The sequence below is a fragment of the Paenibacillus sp. FSL H8-0175 genome, assembly GCF_045040615.1.
Lineage (GTDB): Bacteria > Bacillota > Bacilli > Paenibacillales > Paenibacillaceae > Paenibacillus_AQ > Paenibacillus_AQ odorifer.
Map to the genome: position 1 here is coordinate 2,137,447 of NZ_CP150299.1, position 26,025 is coordinate 2,163,471.

Sequence of the window (26,025 nt, forward strand, 5' to 3'; positions counted from 1 at the left end):
ACTATAAGGAGCGTGCAAAATGAAGGTCTTATTTATCGGAGGTACGGGATTAATTAGTCAGGCTGTATCCCCGTTGGCTGTAGATCAAGGAATCGAGCTGTATTTGTTCAACAGAGGACAGCGGGATGAATTCGTTCCAGAAGGTGCAAAAGTAATTAAAGGAGACATTCGTAATCCGGCAGAAGCCGCATTAGTATTACGAGATTACGAATTTGATGTAGTGGTAGACTGGATTGCTTTTACACCGGAACATGTGCAGGCAGACATTGACCTGTTCACAGGTAAAACGAAGCAGTACATTTTTATCAGCTCAGCCTCTGCTTATCAGAAACCGCAGCGTAATTATGTAATCACAGAAGAGACACCGCTGGAGAATCCTTATTGGGAGTATTCGAGGAATAAAATTGCGTGTGAGCAGCTGTTGATGGAAGCTTACAAGGCGAACGGATTCCCGGTTACGATTGTTCGTCCTTCCCATACCTATGGAAATACAGCCATCCCTGCGGCACTCACAAGTGGCCAGCATCCTTGGTCACTGATCGATCGTATCCGCCGCGGCTTACCTTTAGTCATACATGGAGATGGAACCTCTTTGTGGACACTGACACATAATTCGGATTTTGCCAAAGGTTTCGTTGGATTGCTTGGACATCCGGAAGCGATAGGCGAGGCCATTCATATAACTTCCGACGAGGTATTAAATTGGAATCAGATCTATGCTGCCATCGGACAAGCGGCAGGTGTGGAACCTAAAGTGGTGCATATCTCCACAGACTTTATCACAGCCTTTTCCCCTCCAGGGACAGCGGATGGCTTGATCGGTGATCAAGCGGTAAGCAGTGTTTTTGATAATAGCAAAATCAAACGTTTCGTGCCTGACTTCCAGGCTACTGTGCCTTTCTCCGAAGGGATCAAGCAGTCGGTTGCTTGGTTCGAGGCTCATCCTGAGCAATGTACGGTCGATGCGGAATGGTCTGCGTTACTTGATAAGTTGATCGAGAGACATGGAATTGAGGCCAAACCTCTTTCATTCTACGCATAAGGTTTATACAGTTATATTTAAAGACGGTCTGTTCCTAAGGGAGCAGCCGTTTTTTTGGGTTTGTCTCGTTCAATGTAAGGTTATGGAATGAATCAGCAAATCATGAATATACTCTCACTACCTAAAATTCCGTTGAAAAAGGAGTCCTGGCCATGCCAACCCATCCCTTTGTCTCGCGTTTTTTCGTAAATTCAGATGCACGTCGTGAGAAGTTAATTTATGATCTGCCGGAATCATGGTGGAGCCGTCCCTTTGAATATGAGTGGTGTATTAACTTTATTTCTCCGCATGGTGTTGTGCTGGATGCAGCCTGTGGGATTCCTCATCCCTTGAAGTTTTATTTAGCAGGGGTTTGTGCAGAGGTCTATGCCTGCGATATGGACAGTAGGGTTATTTACCCAAAAGCTATCCAAGAATGTATTGAGAATGAGATTGGGGAAAAAGCGGCGAAGCAGGTTATCGCTAGAAGAACAAACAACCTGCATTTCGCTCAAGCTAATCTGACGGATCTGCCTTATGAGGATGAAAGCTTTGACACTGTTTTTTGCATATCGGTATTGGAGCATTTGAGCTTTGAGGATACGGTGGGTACTTTACGGGAATTTCACCGGACGTTGAACGAAGAAGGATTATTGGTATTGACATTTGATTATCCAACGGTAAATCTGAGTCTTATGAATGACCTGCTGCTACAAACTGGATTTCAGTATTGGGGGGAGACAGATTTTGAATTACCTGCGGATGCTGTGCATACGGATGCATGGGGTGGATTAAATTGTTTTAGAGCCGTTCTGAAAAAAGCAAAGGAATAACAGGTCTTTCTACTCTTAATTTAGTAACCTCTTTCCAGTATGCTAGGATCATGCTAACAAAAGATGAGAGGAGGCTGTATTTTTTGAGATTAGGATCGAAGGTTTTACGTAGAATAGCACTCATTACACTTTTGTTATCACTAATAGTTCCTGTGACATCTGCTTCCAGTGCAGCTTCACTATCTTCAGATCCTATAAAGCTTGCTTTTGCGGGTGATATCCTTTTGGACGGTTTTGTTGGCGATCAGATTGCTAAATATGGGGTGAACTTTCCGTTTGTAAAGGTCGCACCTACGCTGCAAAAGGCTGACATCGCCTTCGCCAATCTGGAGACGCCTGTGTCTATCCGAGGGAAAGCGGCAGAGAAAACCTTTGCCTTCAGATCCAAACCAGCAACGTTAGGCGGCCTAACCTATGCCGGGATTGATGGAGTGTCCTTGGCGAATAATCATATTTTGGATTATGGAAAAGACGCTATGCTCGACACGCTGATCCATTTGGATCGAAACAAGATTGGCCATACAGGCGCTGGCAAAGATGAAGACGAAGCGTTCAAGCCTTATACTAAGACGGTAAAAGGGAAAAAGATCGCCATCCTTGGTGTTAGCCGTGTGCTTTCAAATCCTTCATGGTATGCCGGCAAAAACAAACCGGGAGCCGCTTCAGCTTACACCTCGCAGCCTATGCTTAGCGCCATTCAGAAGATGTCCAAGGAGAATGATTTCACGATCGTATATATTCACTGGAATGAAGAGTTTAAGGATTTCCCTGAAAAGTACGCTCGCACACTAGCTAAACAGATGATTGATAGCGGGGCGGATTTAATCCTTGGCGCTCACAGTCACTGCCTTATGGGCATCGAATACTATAAGCACAAGCCCATTTATTATTCACTTGGGAATTTTGTGTTTAATCGCTCCACACGTGGTGGGGAAAAAACACTTAATTCTATGCTATTGAACGTTGAGATTAAGGACTCCAAGATGACCAGCAAGATTACCCCTGTCAAAATCATTGGCGGACAGCCCAATTTTATGGATGATTCCTACAATAGGAAAACGATTAAGCTCCTGAACACCCTATCTTTTAATGCCAACATAGATGCTAACGGCAGGGTCACGGAAAAGCAGCTTTAATAAATACAAACTCTGATTAGCTATTCACGGATCGCGCTCGATCTCGTTAGAATGCGAAATGTGTGGAGTACTTATGGAGTATGTATGATGTGGCATGAAGTACGTATGGAGTATGTATGGGGTGGGATGAAGTACGTATGATGTGGCGTATGGAGTACCTATGGAGTCCGTATGGGGTGGCATGATGTGGCGTATGGAATACCTATGGAGTGCCTATAAAGTATCACCGTTGTGTTTGTGAAATAACTGTATTCTATACACCTATTTTATATGTAAAACGGACCATACTGCTTTTAAGTGTATTCTATACAACTAAAAACTAGAGAATCGACCTAGAGGGCAATAAATCAACAGAATAGTTGCACGAAATACAGCTATATCCATCGGCCGAGCGAGTTGCATAATTATAGTTGTACAAAATACAGTTAAACTACTAGTTAGTATTGGAACGTCTGCATCAAAAGCTGACCGCAGCAGTATGCAAAGTATTGGAATGTCTGCATCAAAAGCTAACCGTAGCAGTATGTAGAGTATTGGAACTTCTGCATCAAAAGCAGACTGCAGCAGTATGTAGAGTATTGGAACGTTTGCAAAAAGGGGGAGATCCATATGGATCTCCCCCTTTTTACAGAAGCTAGGTTTGGAATTAGATAATCAGCCCTTCACCGCCCCCGCAACAACACCCTTAACGATGTACTTTTGCAAGAAGATGAATACCACGATCGATGGCAGCACCGCCATAACCATAGCTGTCATCGCATATTGCCAATCTGAGGTATATTGGCCCACGAAGGTGTAGGCAGCCAGTGTCAGCGTTTTGGTATCTGGGGAGCCGTTGACCATGAGCAGCGGGAGCAGGAAGTCATTCCAGATCCACATTACGTCGATAATGACAATGGTTGTTGTGACTGATTTCAGGAGTGGGAAGATGACACTGAAGAACAGGCGGAAGCCGGATGCTCCATCAATCGTGGCACTCTCATCAATTTCAACCGGAATACCCTTGACGAATCCATGGTAGATAAACACTGCGAGTGGAGCACCGAAACCCCAATATAACAACCCAAGTCCCCAAGTACTCTCAGAGAGATTTAAAGTCTTAGCCGTTTGCAGAACGGTCAGCATGATCGATTGGAACGGAATCAGCATCGGCATAATGCAGAGGAAATAAATAACCCCGCTCAGTCTGGATTTCGTCCGTGCCAGCTTGTAGGCTGCTATGGATGAAATGAACACAATACCCAGAAGACCTACACCGGTAATGACAAAGTTGTTCAGGAACAGCTTCGGATAGTTGATAAACTTCCACACGTAGGAATAGTTGCCGAAGACCAGATGTTTCGGCAGGGCGATGACATCCGTCATGACTTCGCTAAAGCTTTTTAACGAGTTGATAATCGTCAGAAATAGCGGATATAGAAACAGAAGAGAGAGGATGACCATAACAACCTCTAGAATAATTCGGCCTGCTTTGCGGTTTGTATTCATTATGCCTCAACCTCTCTTCGTTTGAAGAATGCTAACTGGAGAATGGTTACCACCAAGACGGCTAGGAACAGGATAAGCGCTTTCGCTGTACCGTATCCATACAGATTGTTCTGGAAGGTATCCCGGTAGATATCGTAAGCGATACTGTAGGTAGTTCCGCCAGGTCCACCCCCGGTTAATGACAAGATGACATCGAACACCTTGATCGAATTGGTCAGTGCCATGAACACAGAAATCGTAATGGATGGAGCGAGCAGCGGCAGTGTAATACTGAAGAATTTTCTCATGGGCCCAGCGCCATCAACTGTGGCTGCTTCTTTGAGATCCTCAGGTACAGATTGCAGACCAGCAATATAAATGACCAGATAAAAACCAATCGACTGCCAGATGGAGACGGCCAGTATGGAGACGAAAGCAAGTCCCGGCGTCCCTAGCCAGCTTAGACCAAATATGGACCAGCCTGTACTTTCTCCGAGTGAGTTGAAACCTTGCATAAAAATAAATTTCCAGATAAAACCGACAATGACAAGACTGAGGATATAAGGAATAAAGAAAGCGGCTCTCAGCCAAGGGGTGCTCTTCAGCTTCATGTCCAGAACCAGTGCGAGCAGAATGGCCAGCACGTTAACGAGAACGATGTACAGAATCGCATACTTTATGGTGAACCAGGCTGAATTGGCGAAGTTGGTGTCGCCCATAAAGATTTGTTTGAAATTATCAAGTCCGACAAACTTAGGGTGTTTCGAAATTCCGTTCCATTTGGTCATCGAATAGCGGATAGTCATGGCAAACGGAATGTAGAATGCTACAGCGATACAGATTAGGACTGGGAGAGTGAATAATCCGAATTCTGTTTTCTCGCGCCATCTTTTGCCGAGTGATTTTAACATGGATGCACCTCTTCTTGATTTGTTGGGTGGTAATATCGACTAGGCTTGCCACACATAACCATTCCGGTTAGTCTATATTGTGTATTATAGAGCAGTACCCTATACTCAAAAATGGATTTAAGAGTACAGTTAGGGGTAAAAAGGTGAACTGAAATATTTATAATTAAGCCTGTAAATCGTGGGGGAGGTTGCCGGTCATTATTAAAAAGTGGATCATAAAGCGGTTTGAACCCGTGCTGGAGCTTGTCTCACGCAGGTTGGCGAACAAGCTTATTTTGCTGTTTACAATCATCATTGTGTTGGTGGTGACCTCACTGACATTCATTTCATACGGCATGCTGCGAAAAGAATCGGTGGATAACAGCATCGCCAGTACGAGCAACAATCTGTTGCTTGTCGGCCGGAATCTGGAGAGTTATTTGGACGGCATCGAGCAATTATCCCTGCCGCAAATATCGTATGACGAGATCACCTATGCGATTTTGCATGAATCGGAGGATTATGCCTCGAAGATGTATGTGGAGGACTACTTGAAGAACCTGTACTTCTCCCGCAATGATCTGGAAGCTATCTACCTGTATGTCATCAAGGAGCACAAGTATTATTATGTCACCAAAGAGAACTACAATATTACCGTGCGGGTCGCCGAGCATCCGTCGATTGAGAATCTTTCCTGGTATAAAAAAGCGCTGGCCAGCCCGTTTAACCGTTCTTACCAGTCTTTTGTAAAAAACCAAACCTCGATGATCAATAGCTCCGACTACCCTATAAATAAGGATAAAAGCTTCATGGGCTACCATCGATTGCTGCGCTCCATAGTCTCCAGGGAGCCGCAGGCGGTACTCTCCCTTTATTTCAACTCCTCGGTTACGGACGAGATTATGAAGGATATTCCCTTCAGTAAAGGGCAGCACCTAATGTACGTCAGTCCCGATAATGAACCTTTTGTGGTGGATGACCCCGGGTTTTATCAACAGAGCGAACAAGCGGGACTGCTTAAGGAGCTGACACCAGCCTCAGGAGGACGCGTGACGTGGTCGGATAAAGAAGAGAAGTATCTAGTGATTTATGACATCAGTAAAAAAGAAGGCTGGAAGCTGATTAAGCCGATTCCCTACAAAGAAATTTATGAAGCGGCCACGACAACACGCAAATTGAACTATTTCATAGGACTGTTATTTTTAATCGTTTCGGTCATCTTGGTCAGCTTTATTTCGAACAAAATAACGAGCCCGCTAAAGAATCTGTCGCTGCAGATGAAGCGGTTCAGTACAGGCAGCTTTGACGCTGAAGCACAGGTTGAAGGAAAGGATGAAATTGCCTATCTGTCTCGCCACTTCAATAAGATGGTGGAAAAGACGAATGAGCTGATCAATGAACGGTACAAAATGAAAATTGTCGAGAAAAATGCTGTACTCAAAGCACTGGAAGCTGAGATCAATCCGCATTTCTTATATAATGCCCTGCAAGCCATTTCCACCAAGGCGCTGAAAAACAACAATGATGATATTGTTGATATGGTCGATAATCTTGCTATGACGCTGAGATACTGCATTAGCGGTAAAGATGTGGTCCATGCCAGAGAGGAATTAAAGCATATTGAACGTTATTTAGCGCTGCAGAAGGCCCGTTTCGGAAACAGAATGCAGGTGGCCTACCAGTGGGAAGACCCTTTGCTGGAGCTGGAAATTCCGAAGCTGTCCATTCAGACCTTGGTAGAAAATTGCATCAAACATGCGCTGGAAAAAGTATCCACAACGATCACAATTACCATTGAAGCGCATGTGACGCCTAGCCATACTGTTATTTCAGTGACGGATGATGGGCCGGGGTTTAGCGGGGAGCGGCTGGAGCAAGTGAGAAGTTCTCTTCAAATCCAGTGGGAAGATCAGGGCGGAGAGAACGCTGCTGAAAGTGACACGGAAAGCATCGGACTGAAAAATTTGAACACGCGGCTGAAGCTTTTGTATGGTGAGGCTGCGGGTTTGGCCATTACCAGTGATGCTGGCGGAACAAAGATGGACATGCGGTTACCGCGGGGAGGGATTAACCATGTATAAAGTATTGATTATAGATGATGAGGAACCGTTGCGTGAGGCGATCAACATCCTGGGAGACTGGAAAGGACTAGGTGTCGATCAGGTACTGGAGGCTACGGATGGAAGTATGGGCCTAGCCATGCTGCGTGAGCAAAAGATCGATCTCGTATTGGTCGACATGAAGATGCCGGAGCTGAACGGAAGTGAGTTGCTGCAGATCGTGGAGAAGGAGTTCCCGGAACTGCTGACGATTGTAATCAGCGGCTACAATGATTTTGAATATACCCGCCAGGCTATCCGTTCTAAGGTAGTTGATTATTTGCTGAAGCCGGTCAACCGGGGGGATTTGAATGCGGCCTTACGTAAAGCTATCGATGTGCTGGAGGCTAAACGCAAGAAAGAAAGCGAGTTCATCAACAGGAACATTACGCTCAACATGTCTCTGCCGAAGCTAAAGGAGAAAATCTATCTGTCGATCATTGAGCGCAGCTTCAAAAATCAGTCCAACGAGGCTTTTCTGCCGTTGATCGGCGCCGATACGACCGGAAACTATTTTGCTGCGGGTGTACTGCGGGTGCTCAATTTGGAACAAGTGCGTCGTAATCGCTTCCATGAGGACCGGGATTTGCTGCATTTTGCCGTCACAAATGTGATTAATGAGAATAGCGATGAGCATTTTCAGGCTTTCAGCTTCGCCAGCCATAAGGGAGAACGCGAGTTTATCGCCATCTTCACAATGAAAGGCGGCTATGAGGAGGACGCAACTTTCCGCTCTTTACATCATATGAAGAAGTTAGTCTCGACGCTGAAAGAGTTATTCGGAATTGTTGTTGCCGGAGGAATCGGACAGCCCTATGGTGACATCATGGCGCTTGCTCAATCCTATGAGACTGCCAAAGCCTCTCTCGACGGGATTGACCTCCTGACGCTGAAGGGAGCGATTGTCACAAATAGCAGCAACGATACTTCCCAGGGGAAAGATAATCCTTCCTTGACAGGGCGCATGCCCTTAATTCGCAACGCACTGGAGAGCGGGAATATCAATCATGCCAAAAGTATTTTAAGCGAATTCACGAAGAAATGGGAGGCTTCCGGACGTTTTAATCTGGGCGAGGCTGACCGGCAGATAGAGGAGTTTATTATTTTGCTGAACGATATTGCCACGGAGCTGGATGCGATCCCCGAACGTATTCGCGGCGGTAAAGATAAAGGATTGCGTGGGCTAGGCATCGGGAGCGATTTTGCTTCCTTTGGCGAATTTGAGCGGGTGCTGAGCGGAATTCTAGATTGCTATGGCAATGAAATCAGCAAAAGCCTTGCTGGCAATCGCCCCAGCGTACTGGAAAATATTAAAGCATACATTGATAATCACTATTTTGAGAATATTAAAATATCGGTGTTCACGGATAAATATTTCCTGAGCAGAGAATACTTGATGAAACTTTTTAAAGGGCAATATGGTTATGGCATACATGAGTATGTACAAAAGGTAAGAATGGACAAGGCAAAGGAGCTGCTATCCACCCCCGACTTGAAAATCCAAGACATTTCCGAGATGTTGGGGTACAAGGACAAAAATTATTTCAGCAAGGCGTTCCGGAATTATTATGACTGTTCACCTTCTGAATATCGGGTTCTGCTATTGAACGGGGAGGAGTGAAGCGGTTACATGAACACACTTTTTTACCCTAATAAGTTCACTTATGTACATTCTTATCCTTTTTCTTTTTCTTTAGAATTGTCTCAAGACCACTAGATGCATGAGGAAAAGGGGGCAACATCATGTTAAAAAGATTTATGGCTTTATCTGCGAGTCTGCTGCTCGTCGGCGGATTACTGGCGGGTTGCGGCGGAAACAACAACGCCGCTAACAATAGCGGAACAGGGAATACTCCTGCCACAGATTCTGGCAAGCCGGTCACGATTAATATGTTCACCGCATCACCCGAGTACACTGATGCTTTTAACGCTTATATTGCCGAGTACAAGAAAGTTAAACCGAATGTGACGATTAATCTGGAGATTATGCAGGCTGACTACAATACGGTGCTCAAATCGAAGATTGCTGCGGGAAGTACACCTGACGTATTCCAGACCACAGCGGGCGGAGATATTGATACCTTTGCGGAGTATAGTGCTGACCTAACTAATGAGCCACTGGCTGCGGCGATGACCGATGCAGTGCGTTCTAACATGAGTTCTTCGGACGGTAAAGTGCTCGGTCTTCCGGTAAAAGGAAATTTATTTGTCCTGATGTACAATAAGAAACTGTTGGCTGATGCTGGGATTACAGAAGTTCCTAAGACAACAGCCCAAATGGACGATGCGATTACTAAGCTTGAAGCTAAAGGCATTACTCCTTTTGCCAACGCTTATAAAGAGTGGTGGGTATGGAAACACATCTTCCAACACTTCGTAGATGCGGCAGCCGAAGATGCGGGTACGGATGCTAAGACACTAGTAAACGATTTTATTGCCGGAAAAACCACGATCAAGGATCACCCGGTGCTGTACAATAACTTCTTCAGCTTCGTTGATACCACTGTTAAACATGGCACAGACAAACCGCTTGAACGGGACAGCAATGCTGAAGTCAGCGACTTTGCATCCGGCAAAACAGCGTTCATGACGGGTAAAGGCGCATGGGATGAAGAAGCCATTAAGAAAATTACACCGGACTTCGACCTGGGTATTATGGGTTACCCAGTCAGCGACAAGGCTGAACAGTCCCAGATCATTACTGGTGCGGATCAAGCCCTGCGTATCAATAAGGATTCTGCTGTAGCTGCTGAGACTATTGAATTCTTCAACTGGCTGTATACTTCTGAATACGGTAAGAACTGGTTCTCTACAGTAGCTAAGGTTATTCCTCCAATTAAGGATGCTCCTATGCCTGACCTGCAAATGCCAAAAGAAATGGAAGAAATCCTCAAAACAGAGAAATCCGGCGACCTGTCCGTGAACTACTCTCTGGATACCTTCCACCAAAAATTTGGTGAGCTCATGCAGGCTTACATCGGCGGCAGCAAAACTAAGGATCAAGCCATCGATGAAATTCAAAAAGCTTGGATTCAATTCGGATCGGCAGAATAATTAGGTTCAGATCAGGGGCGGGCTCCAAGGTAAGATTCACTTACTGGAGAACCGTCCCTTTTTTACATGTTATATAATCATAAGAAGATACTGAGACAAAGTCAGGAGGTACATTATTGTGAATAGCAAAATGGTTGAAATCATTGAAAATGGACTATATCTTACGATTGAAGTTACGGAAGATCAGGATGTTCGGCTGTTGCATTTTGGAGCGGCACCTTTGGAAGCAGCCATAGCGGATAAGAACAAGCAAGGCTTCCGGCTGCTGGAGCTGCAATTATCGGGCGAAGACCGCGCCGAATATCACGGGCGCACACACCGAGCATCCTATCCGGGTCTTCGGATGGTATATGCGGGGCACAGCGATACAGTGAATGTGCTCGGACGTAAACTGGAGTTTAGCTTGGCTGATCCGATTTCGGGAATCCAGGCAGTGCAGCATTTTCAGTTCTACAAGGGTGTGCAAATCGTTCGAAGCTGGACAGTGCTAAAGAATGCTGGAGAAGCTGAGGTGGCAGTGGAATACATCTCCTCCTTTGCTCTTACAGGTGTAGACAAAGAGGGGGGCGGGGAGCGCAATGATAAGATTGAAGTAACCCTTGCTCACAGCGGATGGCAGAGTGAACTTCAGTGGCGTACCTACCGCCTGCCTGAGCTTGGGATGTATCATTTGGCAGACCGTGGCTCCAAACGAATTGCCGCAAGCAATACAGGCTCTTGGTCAGCAGCGGAACTTCTGCCGATGGCAGTTTTGCATAATAAGGAGAGCGGGACAAGCTTGTTCTGGCAGATTGAGCATAACGGCTCCTGGCATTGGGAGCTGACGGATCAATACGATCAGCTTACCCTGCTGGTCAGCGGACCTACAGAACATGATAACCATTGGTGGCTGAAGCTAGCTCCCGGTGAAGAGTTTACTTCAGTACCAGCAGCTGTAGGTGCAGTGCGGGGAGGATTTCAGGGCGCGGCAGAACAGCTTACGGTATATCGCCGGATGATCCGCAGACCTAATGAGGATAATGAGCTGCTGCGGATTATTTTTAATGACTATATGAATTGCCTATGGGGAAGCCCAACGACTGAGAAGCTACTGCCTTTAATTGATGCTGCCGCAGAAGTAGGTTGTGAATATTTCTGTATTGATGCTGGCTGGTATGCACCCGGAGAGTGGTGGGATGGCGTAGGCCAGTGGGAGCCTTCCAGCGAACGGTTTCCGGAAGGAATTAAATATGTGCTCGACTATATCCGCAGCAAAGGGATGATTCCCGGACTATGGCTTGAGCTGGAGGTTATGGGCATCAACAGCCCGAAGCTTGCGGAGACTGATGACAGCTGGTTTTTCATGCGGCATGGTAAAAGGGTTAAGGACCGTAGCCGCTATCAGCTAGATTACCGCAACCCGAAAGTCATTGATCATGCAAACGGTGTTATTGCGCGTCTGGTTGAGCAGTACGGTGTAGGATACATTAAAATGGATTACAACATCAATGCAGGCATTGGGACAGAAACGAATGCGGACAGCTTCGGAGATGGGCTGCTACAGCATAACCGCGCTTATCTGGCTTGGTTGGACAGTATCTTTGTTCGTTATCCGAAGCTTGTTATCGAGAACTGTTCCAGCGGGGGAATGCGCATGGATTATGCGATGCTCAGCCGACACAGCATCCAGTCTACTAGCGACCAGGAGGATTATGTACAGTATGCGGCCATTGCCGCAGGTTCTCCGGCAGCACTGACACCGGAGCAGTCCGCAGTTTGGTCTTATCCGCTGCGCGAGGGGGACGATGAGGAAGTCATCTTCAATATGGTTAATGCGTTGTTGCTTCGTGTACACCAGAGCGGTCATTTGGCGGAGCTTGAACCCCACCGCAGAAGTCTAGTTAAAGAAGCGCTGGATTATTACAAAACCATTCGCAGTGATATCCCACACGCCACACCTTTCTGGCCACTCGGCCTGCCGGACAGTGAGGGCGAATGGGTCAGCCTTGGCCTGCGGCGCGGCGAACGACGGTATGTCGCGGTATGGCGGATTGCCGGAGAAGCTGCGAATGTCCAATTGCCGATGGTAGAGCTGAAGGGACTTGATCCGGCGATCACCTGTGCCTATCCTCAGCAGCATAGCTCAACCTGGAATTGGGATAAATCGGCAGGGGTTTTGACGGTGGCGCTCCCACCAGGAAAAACAGCGAGATTGTTTGAGATTACTTCGTAAAGCTTGCAGCGGGCCTGCTCTCCTTCAATCTGATGTTTGGGGAGCGGTCGCTGTAGCTTGCTAGGGAAATAGTTTATTCACTGCCTTTCTAATTCGGTCAGGATTGGCGTATCTGCTGAAAGTATGTTTAGAAAAGGCAGTACAATGATCGTTTCGAATTCATTATTTTCAGCGTTAGTAACCAGATGACCTCCGTATTTTTCGGTGACACTTTGAATATTTGTTAAGCCGAATCCGTGAAAAGCGGGATTCTCTTTAAAATTATGCTGTACTATAGTGCTAGAATCGTTCCGTGAGTTGGTGACTTGGATAAACAATGAAGTATCAGTAGTGAAAATTAGCAGCAGAATAAATCTATCTTCTTTTTTGGGAACTCTTGCAGCGGCGTTTAGAGCATTATCCAGCACGTTCCCGATCACGGTACATAAGTCAAACCGATCAATATCAATAGCTTCGGCGTGTATATGAATATCATAATTCATAGCAATTTTGTGTTCACAAGCAATATTTAGCGCGTTACCAATTAAAGAATCAATTACCAAATTACCTGTTGATAGTTTTAGAGAAGGCTGATGAATTTGACCGAGCATTGAATTAATATGATGGATAGATTCCTGAATCTCATTCTTCTGAATACAAGTCCGGACATATACCAATTGCTTGTTCGTATCATGGATAACTTGTTTGATGCTTGTAAGGGAATGTGCGGTTTTTTCATAGCTGTTGTGTTGATAATCCATTTGTTTATGTAATTGCAGATTTTCTTTAGTCAGTTTGGCATTTTCATTAATTTTACCGAATAAAAGGATGGTTTCTCTGATTAGCAGAATAAGCAACATCATGATTACCATTGATAGATAAAGAGTCGTCATCCTCGTTCTTTGAATTGTGCAATCATATAATAGGCGTAGGCTTCTTTAACCTCTTTTGCCTGAGTACGGCCAATAGGAAACTGCTCTTGATTGTGCATGATTACGGAAGTAGCTGTAAACTTATGGACATGTTCCAGATTAACAATAACGGAACGATGAATAAGCATAAACGGACGGTTTAGTTTACTTATATATTCTGAAATTGTACCTGAAATTATGTAATGCTGCATTGAGGTAATGATCTTTAGCCGGTTTTTAGCCAAGGAATGTTTGATTTTAACAATCGCAATAACGTCAGAATTTTTGATCACGATATGTCCATCTTCAGTTTTAATCATTAGAAACCTATTTACAGAAGAAATGATATAGTTACATAGCTTTATTATCTTTGCCTCAAAATACTCATAGTCTACCGGTTTAATCAAATAATGGAAGGGTTGCACATCAAAGCTGTTCATTACGTACTGCGGATAGTTAGTCAAAAAAATAATTTGAACCTCTCGATCCGGAAGTGCACGGATTTTTTTTGCAACCTCGATTCCATTTAATCCTCTCAGTTCAATATCCATTAGAAGTATATGAAAAGGATAACTACTCTGTTGATTATAATAGTGAAGCAATTCCTCACCACAGGTAAAATATTGAATCTCGAAAGAGTAAGCCGTGCTTTTCATAAGTCTTGGGAGATATTCCTTTAGCAACTCGTGTTCCTTTTTCTCGTCATCACATACGGCTATGCGTAACAAAGTCATTCCCCCCATAATTAAATTTGTTAATCTTCAGAGATACAAAAACCTGACACAAAACGTCATTCAGCCTCCTATTTCAACCATTAGCTACCAAATTACCCCAAATATTCTTTTATATGATATATTGATAGCGTTCTCAATGTCAAACCGAAGCTTGAAAGTAGAAGAGGATATATTCTATGAATGATAAGAATACCCTTAAAAAACTTATCAGATTATTCAAACCGCATAAAAAGAATTTATGTTTTATTTTTCTGCTCTTAATATTTTCTACTTTGATTAGTTCCATTTTGCCGATGTTCAACAAAATCATTATTGATGAAGGATTTATGAAATCAGATGTTAGAACCATTATTTTAACGGCAATCTACATTTTTCTTTTGTCAATGTCTAGTAGCTTTTTAGATTTGCTCAAAGAAAAACAAAGAATAAAAATAGCTTCAAATATTATCTACTCCTTGCATAAAGCTGCATTTGATCTACTTATGAAAGTGAAAGTGAAATATTTCACTGATAAAAACTGCAGTGAAATTTTAAATCGCGTTAGTACCGATATATCGAATATTTCGCAAATAACGGATGGTAGCATGCTTTTTATTGTTAGTCAGTGTTTTAGTTTGGTAGGAGGAGTTATTGGACTTTTTATCATAAGTTGGGAACTTACACTCATTGTGCTTATTTTAATCCCTATAGAATATTTTATTTTGAAATCGTTTGCTAAAAAAAGAAAGATGCTTGCGGAAAAATACATCACGAAAGATGGAGAATATTCGCATTGGTTTGAGGATAGTTTGAACGGTGTGAAGGAGACAAGGCTTTTTAATTTATTCGTTTTCAAAGAAAAAGAATTTGCGGACAAGCAGAATCAAGTAATAACCTCCCATATGGGAATCAGTTTATTGGACAATTGGCGGATTACTGTGGAGAGATTTCTAATTGGAGGACTAGTTCTTCTTATATATGCTTCTGGATCGACGATGATATTAGATTCAAAGCTTTCGGTAGGAAGCATATTTGCTTTTATTACCTACAGCGCTTATGTAACCACTCCTATCTCATCGATGTTGAATATTGGATACTTATTGTCGGGAATAATGCCTTCTGCCCGAAGGTATTATTCGTTGCTCGAGGAAGAAATCGAAGCTTGTGATGTAGAATCCGACAACATTGGTATGAAGCGACTCAATCCTTTTGGGAGCATTCAGTTTGAAAATGTAAGCTTTGCTTATGATACTGAACTGATCTTGTCAAATGTGAATTTCACGATTGGCAGCCATGAGAAAGTGGCCATTGTAGGAATGAATGGTTCGGGGAAGTCTACAATCCTAAATTTAATCCAGAGGTTTTACGAACCACTTGCAGGACGAATTTTATTCGATGGAGTGGATATTAAGGCTATTAATTTGAATGAATATCGGGAATTAATTTCGACCGTTAGTCAAGAGGTATATCTTTTTGACACAACCATCGAAAATAACATAAAACTTTACAGTGAAACCCATGAGGAGCAGTATAGACAGGCTATTGAGGCTACCCAATTATTAGAGAAGAATACAAGCCAGTTTAAGAATTATGTCGTAGGTTCTAATGGGAACAAGTTGTCCGGTGGACAAAAACAAAAAATCGCGATAGCCAGAGCATTAGTAAAAAGCAGGCCCATGGTGATTTTTGATGAAGCGACCTCCAACCTTGATCTTCACTCTGAACAAGCAATTAACCATCTATTAGATACAGTACTCAGTAACAATACAGTGATTATAGTCAGTCATAGGCCGGAAATTCTGAAGCATGTGGATAGAGTAATCTTTTTAGAAAAAGGTCGGGTATCCGATATTGGACTTCATGAGGAGTTGTCCTATACAAATGAAAGGTATCGGCTCATCACTCAACAGCATCAATTCGTTTAATGGGTTTACCCTTCGAGTGATTTAAATATCAAATATTGATATTTAGATAAATACGATTTGAAAGGAGGAATAGGCATATGAAACAACTTGTAAAAAGAACAAATGCAAATTATGAAACGTTGGAGGCATATGCAGCTTGCAGTGCATGTCCTTGTTATGCATGTACATGCAATGCCAGCGGATCAAACAAAGCAGCCATGAAACAAGTAACCTATACTGGTAACTCCATGAAGATGACTGCTATTGGAATCGGGTAGTAAGTGCAATCTTAAGTATAGCTAAGAGCAGGATGGCTAAATGGCTTTATTAAAAAAGCTGTCCTGCTTCACTTTTAGAGTGGGGGGAGTTCAGGTGCCAGTATTTCATTTATTTGAAACGGTAACGGGAAAATATATGTTCGATGCGAATGCAAATACATTTCTTAAATTAAATGAAAGATCTTATCAGGCTTTGTTGAACTATAGAAATTCAAACTTTGAACAAGTGGAACCGGAGATTCAAAACTTATTTGATTCCGGTTTTTTGGCGGAGAAACAGGATTTTGAGATGATTCATCCCATGAGCGACTCTTTGCAGCACAATTTAAGCAGAAGCGTTGGCTCGATAACTTTGCAGGTCACGCAAAACTGTAATTTAAGATGCAGCTATTGCGCGTATTCAGGGAGCTACTTACACAGAGTACATACCAATAAGAGAATGAAAAAAGAGGTTGCTTTGAAAGCAATTAAGTTTTTGATTGAGCACTCCGTAGATTCTCCAATTATTAATATTGGATTTTATGGAGGAGAGCCCTTACTGGAAATGGACTTAATAAAAGCTTGTGTTGCTTATGCCAGAGAACAAAGTGCGGGCAAAGAACTAACGTTTAACCTTACTACAAATGCAACTTTAATTACCGACGAAACCTTAGAGTTCTTATCTTCTAATGATTTTAATTTAACGATCAGCCTGGACGGCGATGAAGTCGCGCATGATAGAAACCGAGTTTTTGCGGTAAATAATAAAGGTAGTTTTCAGACTATTATGGATAATATTGAAAATATCAAAAACAAAACACCAGACTATGTTGATAAAGTGATGTTCAATGCAGTTATTGATCCAAATTCAGATTTTAGCTGTTCCACAAACTTTTTTTCAAACTATGAGACCGTAAAAGACTTTGCTGTTATGGCAAGTGATATAGCAAGTAGCTACAAAAAAAGTGAGTCCTTAATCAATGACAGTTTTATCAAGATGTATAATTACGAAGTTTTCAAATTATTTCTTTATAAATTTGATAGGCTTAAGAAAAATGATGTATCCAAGCTGGTGATGGAAAGCTTTGATCAAATCCAGGAGAATGTCCATAACAGGCTTAGAATCTCTTTCTATGATGTAAAAAAAGACCATCATTCCGGACCGTGTGTTCCAGGAGTACAACGATTGTTTGTGAATGCTGACGGTGCTCTGTATCCCTGTGAAAGAGTTAGTGAAGCATCTAGTGTAATGAGGATTGGGCATATAGATACAGGCTTTGAATTGGATAATATCCGGAACATACTAAACATTGGAACAATAACGGAGAAAGAATGCAAAGAGTGCTGGGCCTTTAGATATTGCACTTCTTGTGCAATGGCCGCCGATGATATCAGTGAGTTTTCTGCTGCCAAAAAATTAAGTATCTGCAATAAAGTTAAAGAAAACACTGAGAGTTTGTTTAAAGATTATTGCGTACTAAGAGAGTTAGGCTACGACTTTGATAAAGAAAAAGTGTAATGGGGGAGACAATGGTGAAAAAAAGAGCAATTGTTTATCCATATCATGCAGATTTCGGTCCGGTCGTCAGATTCTCCAATTTACTGGGCAACTATGAGCTTGTTTCATTAATGGCACCTTTAGGTTTTGGACTGAATGAAAAAGATGCAGCGTACAGCTATTATGGTGAGGATGTGGGTATAAAAGTTAAAGATTCTTTTTCAGATGCTGAATTTGATGTGTTAATGATTTGTGAATTTGAATGCAGTTTTGAAAAAGTGGTGTTCCCGACAATTATCAAAGCCGCAGAGATGGGAAAAGATATTGTTCTGCTTAACAGATGTGCTGATCATGAAGTTGAAATGGTAAAGAAGGTATGCCTGAAAAATAATGTGGAACTCACAAGTTTTTTTGGAATTGACATTGACAGAACGAAAGTAGAACTCGTTGAGAAAATACTGCTGGATATTAATGTTCCGATAATCTGCGTGGCGAGTCTTATGGAAAAATCCAATAAATTTGATGTTCAGCTTAGCCTAAGGGATTATTTCTTGAAAGAAGGGTACAAAGTAAGTCAAATTGGGACAAAATCTTATTGTGAGATTATGGGATTTCATTCTTTTCCTGATTTTATGTTTAATCATAAAGAAGCGGAGATAGATAAAATATTTCTTTTTAATCACTTCTGTAAATATATTGAATTGAACGAACGACCTGATGTAATGATTATCGGAATTCCAGGCGGGACAATGGTATATAATAATCTGTTTACCAATAGATTTGGTATTACTGCATTCGAGGCGGCTAGTGCAATCCATCCGGATGTCGGTATTATGAACTTGACCTATGATGATTTTAATGGAGAGTTTCTCGATAAGATATGTGTGTCAACAAAGCATAAATTAGGTTTTGATATTGATTGTTTTAATATGTCAAATCATAAATTTGATACGGGCAGAAGCAAACAGGATAAAGAATTGAAGTTTTTTACGGTTGATTCTAAGTTGGTTGATGAAAAAATTGCAAAAATATCGCTAGAGTCAGTGGTTCCTCTGTTTAATTCGTTAAATGGGACAGACACTTTGAAATTAGCAGAATGCTGTGAAGCTCTATTGTTACAGGAAAATATGCAAATCGTATAAAAGAAGGGTGATATTTATGGATCTGGATCAAGTGCGTGAACAGATAAACGAAATATTATTCGACGTAATGGGAATGGACAAGATCAAGCTTAATGAAAACTACTTCTATGAAGATTTATTGGGCGAGGCGATGCAGTTCTCACCACGGGATTTGTTGGTTCTATTTGTACATATTGAGGAAAAACTAAAAATACAAATTCCGGAAACCGATATATTAAATGGATGCTTCAACAGCCTAGATCGAATTAATAATACAGTTTGCCGCATTCTACAGGAAAAAAGAATAAGGGAGTTGGTTTAAGTTGTTGAATGTAGCTTCACTCAGTAGCCTGAATCGTGCGGGGGCTGCAATGGTAATCCAGAAAAATAAGAGTTCAGAGATTTCATTTCAAGACGCGCTATCGACATCGAGTTCGGAAGCGGTTTTGATGGAATTGGAAAAAAAATTCGACATTAAAATCAACGTTCAAGCCATACCAAAGAACAATGAAGCAGTGAAAAGTGTATACTCTGGTAGTGTTGGCAAAGGGAATGTAACCATTGCTCCAAATATACTGAATCAGTCGGCAACAGATCCACAAATGCAAAAAAGGGTAGAAGCAATTATTCAGGATCATTTTGATTCCAGCGCTAATGATAAACCCGGTGATGCCAGTGGCGTCATTATACATCCGGATGGAACAGCTACTTTTTGGGTGATTGGTGATTATTTAACACCTGCCGAGCGGGAGAAGATTAATAAAGAAGTAGAGGCAGATAAAAAGAAAAAGGCGGAGCAGTTAGACTCGTTGAGTAAATTAAGTAGCAGCTCTAGCCTATCACAATTCGGGTTATTTATTGACAACTCCAATAATGGTGAAGAAGATAGCATGTATTTAAATAGTGTGCTACAAGCTAGTCTGGATTCGATGCTGCGGAAAAAGAACCTGTTTAATTAAATGATTAATCACTTTTTTAATCATGACTACCGCCTGGGTCAATGGATTTGTGACCAATGAGGCGGTTTTATTTTTGTCGATCTGTAAAAGGAGATGATGAACATCGAAGCTAAAGTGAAAATTGCCGTGATTGATGATGGTATCAACGAATATTTGCTAGGTGAACCGGTTGTTCAACAGTTGATCTTCAATGAAGATTTCACAATAGACGCTTATACAATAGACAGTCCCGAAAGAATAACTCACGGCACCATCTGCGCAGGCATAATTAAGCACTATTATCCGGAAATCTATATGTATAGCTTGAAGATATTGTCTTCTACCTTAAGGGGAAATATCCAGAAGTTGTATAGTGCACTAGAATGGTGCGTTCAAAATGATATCCAAGTTGTAAATATCAGCTTGGGAAGCCATTGCTCAGCGGATTTATTAGAAACGCAGAGAGTTATAAACAAGGTTGCTGGTCAAGGCTTAGTTATTGTAAGTGCCGCAAGTAATCATAATTATATTACATATCCAGCTTCTTTTTCAAACGTTATAGGCGTTAAGAGAGAGGTAAGCAACACGCTGCACGAAGGGGAGTTTTATCTCAATGATAATATCATCGACGGTATAGAATTTACGGCTTTTGCTAGACATCATTTGAATGGTAAAGAGTGCAGCAACTCGAACAGCTTTGCCGCGCCCATGATTACAGCCAAAGTATGTGAACTCATTGGTAAATCTCACCTAACTAACTTGCAGCAAATAAAACTCATGTTGTCGAAAATGGCAAATAACTATAGGGACGATAAACACTTGTTTATTTGCTATGCTGACCCTGATTGGATAAGTGATATATTAGTATGCTATGTGAACGGAAAATGCAAATTGGACAATCTGAATCTTTGCGTTAACATACACGGTGAAATTGTCGTTCCCGCTGAGTCGGTTTATGATGCTGTTGATGCAGCCCTATTGGCTTACAATGAAAATATTGAGACTCTCGTTGTGATCAGCAGAGATCTTTACCCTGATGCTTATGTTGAATTACAGTGGATTGCTTCGAAATACAATAAAAATGTAGTGTTTATTGACAATTACCAAGGAAAAGATATGAACAAGATAGTTAACAATCAGTGTACTAACATTAAGTTATGGCATAGCTTATTCAAAATACACAACATTTACACACTTAACAGCACCCCGTTGCTGATCGAAGAGCCAATGGTTTCTATTTACATCCCTGCTGACACTGACTTTGAAGTTATTCTCTGGTTAAAAGGGCAATTTAAAAATAATAACTATAACAGTTATTTTGCATCGAATCACCCTATCGGAGTTTTATACGGAATAGACTATGTTCCTGAGACAAACTCAGCGCAGACATCTTCCTATTTTTCCTTAATTCTGAATAAGAAATCTTACGATATCGCGATATATGTCTTATATGGCTATGATATTTCGGATAAAATAGAAACGGATATTGAAATAGACATTGAACCATTAAACGGTTACTTTCAAGCAACTTTTGCTGTAAATGGCTTATGCCAGGAACGTATTATCAATATTAAACAGATTGATGAAACCTTTATCAGAGAACTATATAATTCTATAATTTATTTACTCTCTTAATGGGGGACAAAAATCATCAAACACTTAGAATACTCTCCATTAATAACTTCTTTGCTAGCCCCTCGTTAGTCGACTTCCGGATTCATCGTATTTACACTACAGTGATATCATCAGCCTTATATTTACATGAGGATTCGATACACACACTACTCATAGCGAATTTATTATTCCAATGATAGATCCTATTTAAGTTTGACTTACTAAACATCTGGGTAAATGACGGAGTAGCGTTCTTGCTAGTTTTCGACAATTTCCTACTTACTGTGATTGCGGATAAGCGGAGTGACAAGATTTACAAATAGATTAACGAAGGTATTTTAGGGTAGAATTGTCATCAAGTAGGGTTACATTCTGGGTGAATTTCGACATTCCAGAGAAGCCCCTATTTTTTTGTGTTCTGACATGGCTTCAAATCTTGGTGCTCAACAGATATCATACATTGTCGAAATTTTGTCGAATAATATCATATAATGTAGAAAAATAATTGACAGGAAATGAATAGAACTTTAGAATTAGGTAGTAGCGTAATCATTACTATCATATAGAAGCGTACATAGCTTTTAGCAAGAATGATTATAAATGTGACTTCAAGGGAGGATGTACGATGATGAAAGCAACAGGCATAGTAAGAAAAGTGGATGAATTGGGACGTATCGTAATTCCTATTGAACTGCGTAGAACAATGGGAATCGACATAAAAGACCCGCTCGAGATTTTTGTAGACGCTGAAAAGATTATCCTTAGAAAATATGAGCCAACTTGTATCTTCTCCGGAAGCTCAGAAAACCTGATCAATTTCAAAGGTAAAATGGTAAGCAAAGATGTTCTTGATGAACTTATTGCAAGCTTCGATAGAGCATAATCCATATACCACATATGATTTCAAAAAAAAGAACCGCTATTACAAGCACAAGATGTGCATGTAATACCGGTTCTTTTTTTATGGTGTACTTTCGAAAGCCGGTTTTATTTAGACTCTAGCACACTTTGGATTTTTTTGATAAAAGCATCATATTGTACGAGGCCTAGCTCCATGCACAACTTCTGGTAGGAAGATAACTTGTAATCTAGCTGGTTCAACTTCTGTTCCAGATCGTCGTACATTGCCTGCTTTTCTATCAATGCTTGCCGAAGCAGATTATCTATGTTCTCTTTGTCCGTCTTTTCCCCAAAATACAGGTGCATAAAAAAGTCAGAACGCAGAACATCTTTTTCGGCTGGTGATTGTAGATAAGCGTGGAACTGATCCAAGCCGGCAGAGGTAATGGTGAATACATTTTTGTCGGGTTTGCCTTCCTGTCGCACAGATTCTTTAGTGATCAGATTCAGCTTTTCCATCTTGCTTAGGGTAGGATAGATCGTGCCATAGCTGGCATCGAAGAAAAATGAGAAGTATTCCTCGAAATGTCGTTTTATCTCGTAACCAGAATGAGGTTTTTCGCTTAAAATCCCCAGAATAACATCTTGTATGTTCATAAATCATTGCCGCTCCTTTCTTTCACTTCCTACCATATCACAACTGCATATCGCTCTCAATTTGAAATGGCATAGCCGGAGTGGCAAACTGTATAATTACGCATTTACTGGCACAGGCTCTTGTTCTCGTGAGATCCGAGTTTCTTTACGGAGGAAAGTGACAAGTACGCTTAATACAGCAATTGTTGCCCCAATACAGAGTAAATAGAACATATCCTTCCATACCCCGTTACCCCCGATAACCAGGTCGAGCATACCATTAACTGCATAGTAAGCGGGCGAAAAGGGACCGATCCAGTTATAAAAAGGTGAAAGCACATCGCGTGGAATAGTTGCTCCGGACGCTAACATTTGCATGGAGAGAAGCGCAATATTTAGCCAGCCGCCAGCATCCCCGAGGAGCAGCAGACTAAACTGAGCAAGGATCATACAGGAGAGAATTACCGTGAACTCGAACAGCCACATAAGCAGAAAGCCACGATTAGAGTGGATACCGAGTGAGTTAACCATGATAGTTCCCACTAGTGAGATAAGCACAGCCGTTCCACCCATTATGACAAATCGGGCTGCAAAGCGATTCCATTTACTAAATTGTCCAGACAAGTTGGAGGAAGCTTTATGGAGATTCATCGCGAGTAACATAGCACCGGTAAATGAGGCGGTAACGATCATTAAGGGAACCATAGTTTGTGCAAAATTAGTTGTAGGGTTAATGATTTCGACGTTGGCGGAAATGCGGCTGCTTGCAGCACTTTTGATGATCTCCGCTTGTGCCTGCGGCAGATTCATAGCATCCAAGGTGTGGCTTAGTGCTGAATTACTGTTTTGAGTGTTCATTGCAGCCGTGACTTTAAGTGCTACCGACTGCATCACATTGCTGACCATCTGTGGATTAGATTCATTTAAGAAGTAGTGGAGTTCAGTCTTTGCAGATGGATTACTGATCTGTCCAGTGAACCCTTGGGGAATATTGATAATCATGCGGATTTCTCTATGCTCAAGTGCTTCTTTTGCATTTTCTAGTTGGAGATCCTGTCTGGTTACGAACTGAAGTGATCCTGCAATCCCATCGACTATAGGCTGGGCATTTGTACCATCCTCATTAACAATAGCAATGGGCAGCTGATCTACCCGATCCGTTACATGATCGTACCCTGTAATCCAAATTAAGCTGAAAAAAACTTGGAACAACAGTGCAGTTATAATTCCAATGATGGTAGCAGGCTGCTTGAGGAAGCGCATGATTAATTGATTTGACATGGTTATTTCTCCTTTATATTTCAAGTTGTAATATTACAGATTGAAATATATCATAACGAAATATAAACTGCAACAGAAAAAGTTAAGAGCATGGACATTACAAAGCGATTTCATATATCATAGGGCTTGTACTGGAAATATCGCACAGATGAATGTCTTACCTGAAGCTGAACAGAATGGGGAGGAACAACAGATGAGTAACGAAGTACATGGAATGGAACAAAACGTGGTTCATGCGAAACTGAACAAGCCAGAAGCGATTGTATTTGATATGGATGGAACATTGTTCCAGACTGAAAGTCTTTTATTGCCTGCATATCATAAAATGTTCGATATTTTGCGGAAAGAGGGACTATACGTAGGACCTACACCACCAGAAGAACGTATTCTAGGCTGCTTAGGGATGTTGCTGGCAGACATTTGGAAGAATGTTATGCCTGAAGCAGATGAAGCCGTGCACCGCCGGGCGGATGAATTGCTCCTGCAGCTGGAGATTGAAGGGCTTGAAGCCGGAGGCACGCTACTGTATCCACAGGTGGTTGAGACACTGACAGCGCTTAAAGAGCGCGGAGTGAAGCTGTTTGTGGCTAGCAACGGGCTGGAGGATTATATTCACAGCATCGTTGTGGTGCATGAGCTTAAGGCGTTGTTCGAAGGCTTGTATAGTGCGGGAGGTCAAGGCACTGCGACTAAGACCGAGCTGCTACGCATTCTTTTGGATAATCATGGTATCAGCAGTGCCTGGATGGTTGGGGATCGTTCTTCTGATGTTCAGGCAGGTAAAGGAAATGGCCAGACCGTAATCGGCTGCGCCTATGCAGGCTTCGGACGTCAGGATGAGCTGAAGGGCTCTGATGTCATTATTACCTCCTTCGACGAATTGGTTGACTTATACGACAACGCAACGATTAGTGAATAAGAACTTACGATGGGGAGTTTGCTTAGCTTACAAGCAAGCGCTTGATCAAAAAAAGGCATCCTTGAAGAAGGGTGCCTTTTTATTTTCAATACTCCAAATGCAGGTGCAGGAGCGGTCAGTCTAATGTCAAAGATATACATAAATAAAGGGAGTAATCCGATAAAAAATGGAGAGGAAAAATGTAGAAACCGAGAAGCGAGAAGTGGGCCAAGGGAGCATAAATATGATAATGAGTTTCTTTTTTATTGCTTTAAGTGCTGCTATTGGAGTGGGGATGTGGTTTTTAGTTATAGGTATAGTCTTTTCTATTGGTGGAGGGAGCCTATTTGTAACTCATTATGATTCCTTGTTTTTTTATAGTGCTGTTCTTTTGTTGTGCATTGTAAGTTATCTATGGTTTATAAAACATCTATTTGAAAAAAATTTGGAGCTATTGCTCCTTATCTGTGTGGGTACCACAATGCTCTTTTTTTTCCTTACAGGTTGGCTTAACTAATCATAGGGGGGGAGGACAGGCAATTCTTAATGTACTACTGGTTATTGGCTTATATCTTATCTTATTAATACAATTTATTCTGACTTTATATTATTTAATCAAAGTAAGAAATGAAATTTAAATAACATAAAGGGTTCTAAATGTTTTGCATGCCTAATATGTAAACCCTTTAAGTTAAACTATCGTTCTCTGTTGGTTAAATTACC

At 41.8% G+C, this 26,025-nt stretch carries 23 protein-coding genes; 17 read left to right on the forward strand and 6 right to left on the reverse strand.

Annotated elements, in window-relative coordinates; translation table 11 throughout:
• Positions 1 to 19 precede the first annotated feature (19 nt).
• The 3 genes from MHH46_RS09100 to MHH46_RS09110 all read left to right on the forward strand — a co-directional run bounded on the left by MHH46_RS09100 (position 20) and on the right by MHH46_RS09110 (position 2,990).
• Positions 20 to 1,042 (forward strand): SDR family oxidoreductase, encoded by a 1,023-nt coding sequence (locus MHH46_RS09100; RefSeq protein WP_076191108.1) that lies wholly within the window; start codon positions 20 to 22, stop codon positions 1,040 to 1,042.
• Between the two features lie 152 nt (positions 1,043 to 1,194).
• On the forward strand, positions 1,195 to 1,854 hold the full coding sequence (locus tag MHH46_RS09105; RefSeq protein ID WP_076124835.1) for a class I SAM-dependent methyltransferase: 660 nt from the start codon (positions 1,195 to 1,197) through the stop codon (positions 1,852 to 1,854).
• Between the two features lie 83 nt (positions 1,855 to 1,937).
• On the forward strand, positions 1,938 to 2,990 hold the full coding sequence (locus MHH46_RS09110; RefSeq protein ID WP_081392475.1) for a CapA family protein: 1,053 nt from the start codon (positions 1,938 to 1,940) through the stop codon (positions 2,988 to 2,990).
• 654 nt (positions 2,991 to 3,644) lie between these two features.
• Here the strand turns inward: MHH46_RS09110 and MHH46_RS09115 are convergent.
• Positions 3,645 to 4,478, reverse strand: coding sequence for a carbohydrate ABC transporter permease (locus MHH46_RS09115; RefSeq protein ID WP_036684045.1), 834 nt, complete (start codon positions 4,476 to 4,478; stop codon positions 3,645 to 3,647).
• Complete coding sequence (locus MHH46_RS09120; protein WP_036684044.1) at positions 4,478 to 5,368, reverse strand: carbohydrate ABC transporter permease; 891 nt, start codon at positions 5,366 to 5,368, stop codon at positions 4,478 to 4,480. Before MHH46_RS09120 ends, MHH46_RS09115 begins: the two co-directional genes overlap by 1 nt.
• A gap of 197 nt (positions 5,369 to 5,565) precedes the next feature.
• Between MHH46_RS09120 and MHH46_RS09125 the strand changes: the two genes are divergently transcribed.
• From MHH46_RS09125 to MHH46_RS09140, 4 genes are all read left to right on the forward strand, one after another.
• A complete protein-coding gene (locus MHH46_RS09125; protein WP_076191409.1) occupies positions 5,566 to 7,428 on the forward strand; it encodes a sensor histidine kinase in 1,863 nt (620 codons plus the stop codon).
• Positions 7,421 to 9,067: a response regulator gene (locus tag MHH46_RS09130; RefSeq protein ID WP_076191112.1), complete on the forward strand. Its 1,647-nt coding sequence runs from the start codon at positions 7,421 to 7,423 to the stop codon at positions 9,065 to 9,067. Before MHH46_RS09125 ends, MHH46_RS09130 begins: the two co-directional genes overlap by 8 nt.
• Positions 9,068 to 9,189: 122 nt before the next feature.
• On the forward strand, positions 9,190 to 10,500 hold the full coding sequence (locus MHH46_RS09135; RefSeq protein WP_076191114.1) for an ABC transporter substrate-binding protein: 1,311 nt from the start codon (positions 9,190 to 9,192) through the stop codon (positions 10,498 to 10,500).
• A gap of 130 nt (positions 10,501 to 10,630) precedes the next feature.
• Entirely contained in the window at positions 10,631 to 12,712 is a 2,082-nt protein-coding gene (locus MHH46_RS09140) for a glycoside hydrolase family 36 protein (protein ID WP_076191412.1), read from the forward strand.
• A gap of 77 nt (positions 12,713 to 12,789) precedes the next feature.
• Here the strand turns inward: MHH46_RS09140 and MHH46_RS09145 are convergent, their stop codons facing one another.
• Together MHH46_RS09145 and MHH46_RS09150 are read right to left on the reverse strand one after the other, a co-directional pair.
• Entirely contained in the window at positions 12,790 to 13,584 is a 795-nt protein-coding gene (locus tag MHH46_RS09145; protein ID WP_081387794.1) for a sensor histidine kinase, read from the reverse strand.
• Positions 13,581 to 14,330, reverse strand: a complete 750-nt coding sequence (locus MHH46_RS09150; protein WP_076184252.1) for a LytTR family DNA-binding domain-containing protein — start codon at positions 14,328 to 14,330, stop codon at positions 13,581 to 13,583. The genes MHH46_RS09145 and MHH46_RS09150 overlap by 4 nt, the downstream gene beginning before the upstream one ends.
• 182 nt (positions 14,331 to 14,512) lie before the next feature.
• Here MHH46_RS09150 and MHH46_RS09155 point away from each other — a divergent pair, with 182 nt between their 5' ends.
• The 8 genes from MHH46_RS09155 to MHH46_RS09190 all read left to right on the forward strand — a co-directional run bounded on the left by MHH46_RS09155 (position 14,513) and on the right by MHH46_RS09190 (position 22,530).
• Positions 14,513 to 16,240 (forward strand): ABC transporter ATP-binding protein, encoded by a 1,728-nt coding sequence (locus MHH46_RS09155; RefSeq protein WP_076179649.1) that lies wholly within the window; start codon positions 14,513 to 14,515, stop codon positions 16,238 to 16,240.
• 77 nt (positions 16,241 to 16,317) lie between these two features.
• Positions 16,318 to 16,497, forward strand: coding sequence for a CLI_3235 family bacteriocin precursor (locus tag MHH46_RS09160; RefSeq protein ID WP_036684027.1), 180 nt, complete (start codon positions 16,318 to 16,320; stop codon positions 16,495 to 16,497).
• Positions 16,498 to 16,537: 40 nt separating this feature from the next.
• Positions 16,538 to 17,995, forward strand: a complete 1,458-nt coding sequence (ccpM, locus tag MHH46_RS09165) for a Cys-rich peptide radical SAM maturase CcpM (protein ID WP_217904434.1) — start codon at positions 16,538 to 16,540, stop codon at positions 17,993 to 17,995.
• 11 nt (positions 17,996 to 18,006) lie between these two features.
• On the forward strand, positions 18,007 to 19,116 hold the full coding sequence (locus MHH46_RS09170; protein ID WP_179086273.1) for a TIGR04066 family peptide maturation system protein: 1,110 nt from the start codon (positions 18,007 to 18,009) through the stop codon (positions 19,114 to 19,116).
• 16 nt (positions 19,117 to 19,132) lie between these two features.
• Entirely contained in the window at positions 19,133 to 19,417 is a 285-nt protein-coding gene (locus tag MHH46_RS09175; protein WP_036684022.1) for a hypothetical protein, read from the forward strand.
• A 1-nt stretch (position 19,418) separates the two neighbouring features.
• On the forward strand, positions 19,419 to 20,054 hold the full coding sequence (locus MHH46_RS09180) for a DUF6033 family protein (RefSeq protein ID WP_076184254.1): 636 nt from the start codon (positions 19,419 to 19,421) through the stop codon (positions 20,052 to 20,054).
• Between the two features lie 93 nt (positions 20,055 to 20,147).
• Positions 20,148 to 21,668: a S8 family serine peptidase gene (locus MHH46_RS09185; protein WP_081387797.1), complete on the forward strand. Its 1,521-nt coding sequence runs from the start codon at positions 20,148 to 20,150 to the stop codon at positions 21,666 to 21,668.
• 604 nt (positions 21,669 to 22,272) lie between these two features.
• Positions 22,273 to 22,530, forward strand: a complete 258-nt coding sequence (locus tag MHH46_RS09190; protein ID WP_036684015.1) for an AbrB/MazE/SpoVT family DNA-binding domain-containing protein — start codon at positions 22,273 to 22,275, stop codon at positions 22,528 to 22,530.
• 104 nt (positions 22,531 to 22,634) lie between these two features.
• On the opposite strand, the gene MHH46_RS09195 is transcribed toward MHH46_RS09190, so the two are convergent.
• A complete protein-coding gene (locus tag MHH46_RS09195; RefSeq protein ID WP_036684013.1) occupies positions 22,635 to 23,144 on the reverse strand; it encodes a PadR family transcriptional regulator in 510 nt (169 codons plus the stop codon).
• A gap of 96 nt (positions 23,145 to 23,240) precedes the next feature.
• The gene (locus MHH46_RS09200; protein WP_076191116.1) at positions 23,241 to 24,404 is read right to left on the reverse strand and encodes an ABC transporter permease; all 1,164 of its coding nucleotides are present in this window, start codon (positions 24,402 to 24,404) and stop codon (positions 23,241 to 23,243) included.
• Between the two features lie 193 nt (positions 24,405 to 24,597).
• Here MHH46_RS09200 and MHH46_RS09205 point away from each other — a divergent pair, with 193 nt between their 5' ends.
• Both MHH46_RS09205 and MHH46_RS09210 read left to right on the forward strand, forming a co-directional pair.
• Positions 24,598 to 25,323, forward strand: coding sequence for an HAD family hydrolase (locus tag MHH46_RS09205; RefSeq protein WP_405132591.1), 726 nt, complete (start codon positions 24,598 to 24,600; stop codon positions 25,321 to 25,323).
• 166 nt (positions 25,324 to 25,489) lie between these two features.
• Positions 25,490 to 25,819, forward strand: coding sequence for a hypothetical protein (locus tag MHH46_RS09210; protein ID WP_076191118.1), 330 nt, complete (start codon positions 25,490 to 25,492; stop codon positions 25,817 to 25,819).
• The last annotated feature ends 206 nt before the right edge of the window (positions 25,820 to 26,025 follow it).

Excerpts from the sequence above, each read along its gene's own strand:
- MHH46_RS09170 (WP_179086273.1), top strand. The coding sequence starts at position 18,007 with ATGGTGAAAAAAAGAGCAATTGTTTATCCATATCATGCAGATTTCGGT.
- MHH46_RS09140 (WP_076191412.1), top strand. The coding sequence starts at position 10,631 with ATGGTTGAAATCATTGAAAATGGACTATATCTTACGATTGAAGTTACG.
- MHH46_RS09130 (WP_076191112.1), top strand. The coding sequence starts at position 7,421 with ATGTATAAAGTATTGATTATAGATGATGAGGAACCGTTGCGTGAGGCG.
- MHH46_RS09100 (WP_076191108.1), top strand. The coding sequence starts at position 20 with ATGAAGGTCTTATTTATCGGAGGTACGGGATTAATTAGTCAGGCTGTA.
- MHH46_RS09115 (WP_036684045.1), bottom strand. The coding sequence starts at position 4,478 with ATGAATACAAACCGCAAAGCAGGCCGAATTATTCTAGAGGTTGTTATG.
- MHH46_RS09105 (WP_076124835.1), top strand. The coding sequence starts at position 1,195 with ATGCCAACCCATCCCTTTGTCTCGCGTTTTTTCGTAAATTCAGATGCA.
- MHH46_RS09175 (WP_036684022.1), top strand. The coding sequence starts at position 19,133 with ATGGATCTGGATCAAGTGCGTGAACAGATAAACGAAATATTATTCGAC.
- MHH46_RS09200 (WP_076191116.1), bottom strand. The coding sequence starts at position 24,404 with ATGTCAAATCAATTAATCATGCGCTTCCTCAAGCAGCCTGCTACCATC.
- MHH46_RS09195 (WP_036684013.1), bottom strand. The coding sequence starts at position 23,144 with ATGAACATACAAGATGTTATTCTGGGGATTTTAAGCGAAAAACCTCAT.
- MHH46_RS09120 (WP_036684044.1), bottom strand. The coding sequence starts at position 5,368 with ATGTTAAAATCACTCGGCAAAAGATGGCGCGAGAAAACAGAATTCGGA.
- MHH46_RS09160 (WP_036684027.1), top strand. The coding sequence starts at position 16,318 with ATGAAACAACTTGTAAAAAGAACAAATGCAAATTATGAAACGTTGGAG.
- MHH46_RS09145 (WP_081387794.1), bottom strand. The coding sequence starts at position 13,584 with ATGACGACTCTTTATCTATCAATGGTAATCATGATGTTGCTTATTCTG.
- MHH46_RS09210 (WP_076191118.1), top strand. The coding sequence starts at position 25,490 with ATGGAGAGGAAAAATGTAGAAACCGAGAAGCGAGAAGTGGGCCAAGGG.
- MHH46_RS09185 (WP_081387797.1), top strand. The coding sequence starts at position 20,148 with ATGATGAACATCGAAGCTAAAGTGAAAATTGCCGTGATTGATGATGGT.
- ccpM (WP_217904434.1), top strand. The coding sequence starts at position 16,538 with ATGGCTTTATTAAAAAAGCTGTCCTGCTTCACTTTTAGAGTGGGGGGA.
- MHH46_RS09155 (WP_076179649.1), top strand. The coding sequence starts at position 14,513 with ATGAATGATAAGAATACCCTTAAAAAACTTATCAGATTATTCAAACCG.
- MHH46_RS09205 (WP_405132591.1), top strand. The coding sequence starts at position 24,598 with ATGAGTAACGAAGTACATGGAATGGAACAAAACGTGGTTCATGCGAAA.
- MHH46_RS09135 (WP_076191114.1), top strand. The coding sequence starts at position 9,190 with ATGTTAAAAAGATTTATGGCTTTATCTGCGAGTCTGCTGCTCGTCGGC.
- MHH46_RS09190 (WP_036684015.1), top strand. The coding sequence starts at position 22,273 with ATGATGAAAGCAACAGGCATAGTAAGAAAAGTGGATGAATTGGGACGT.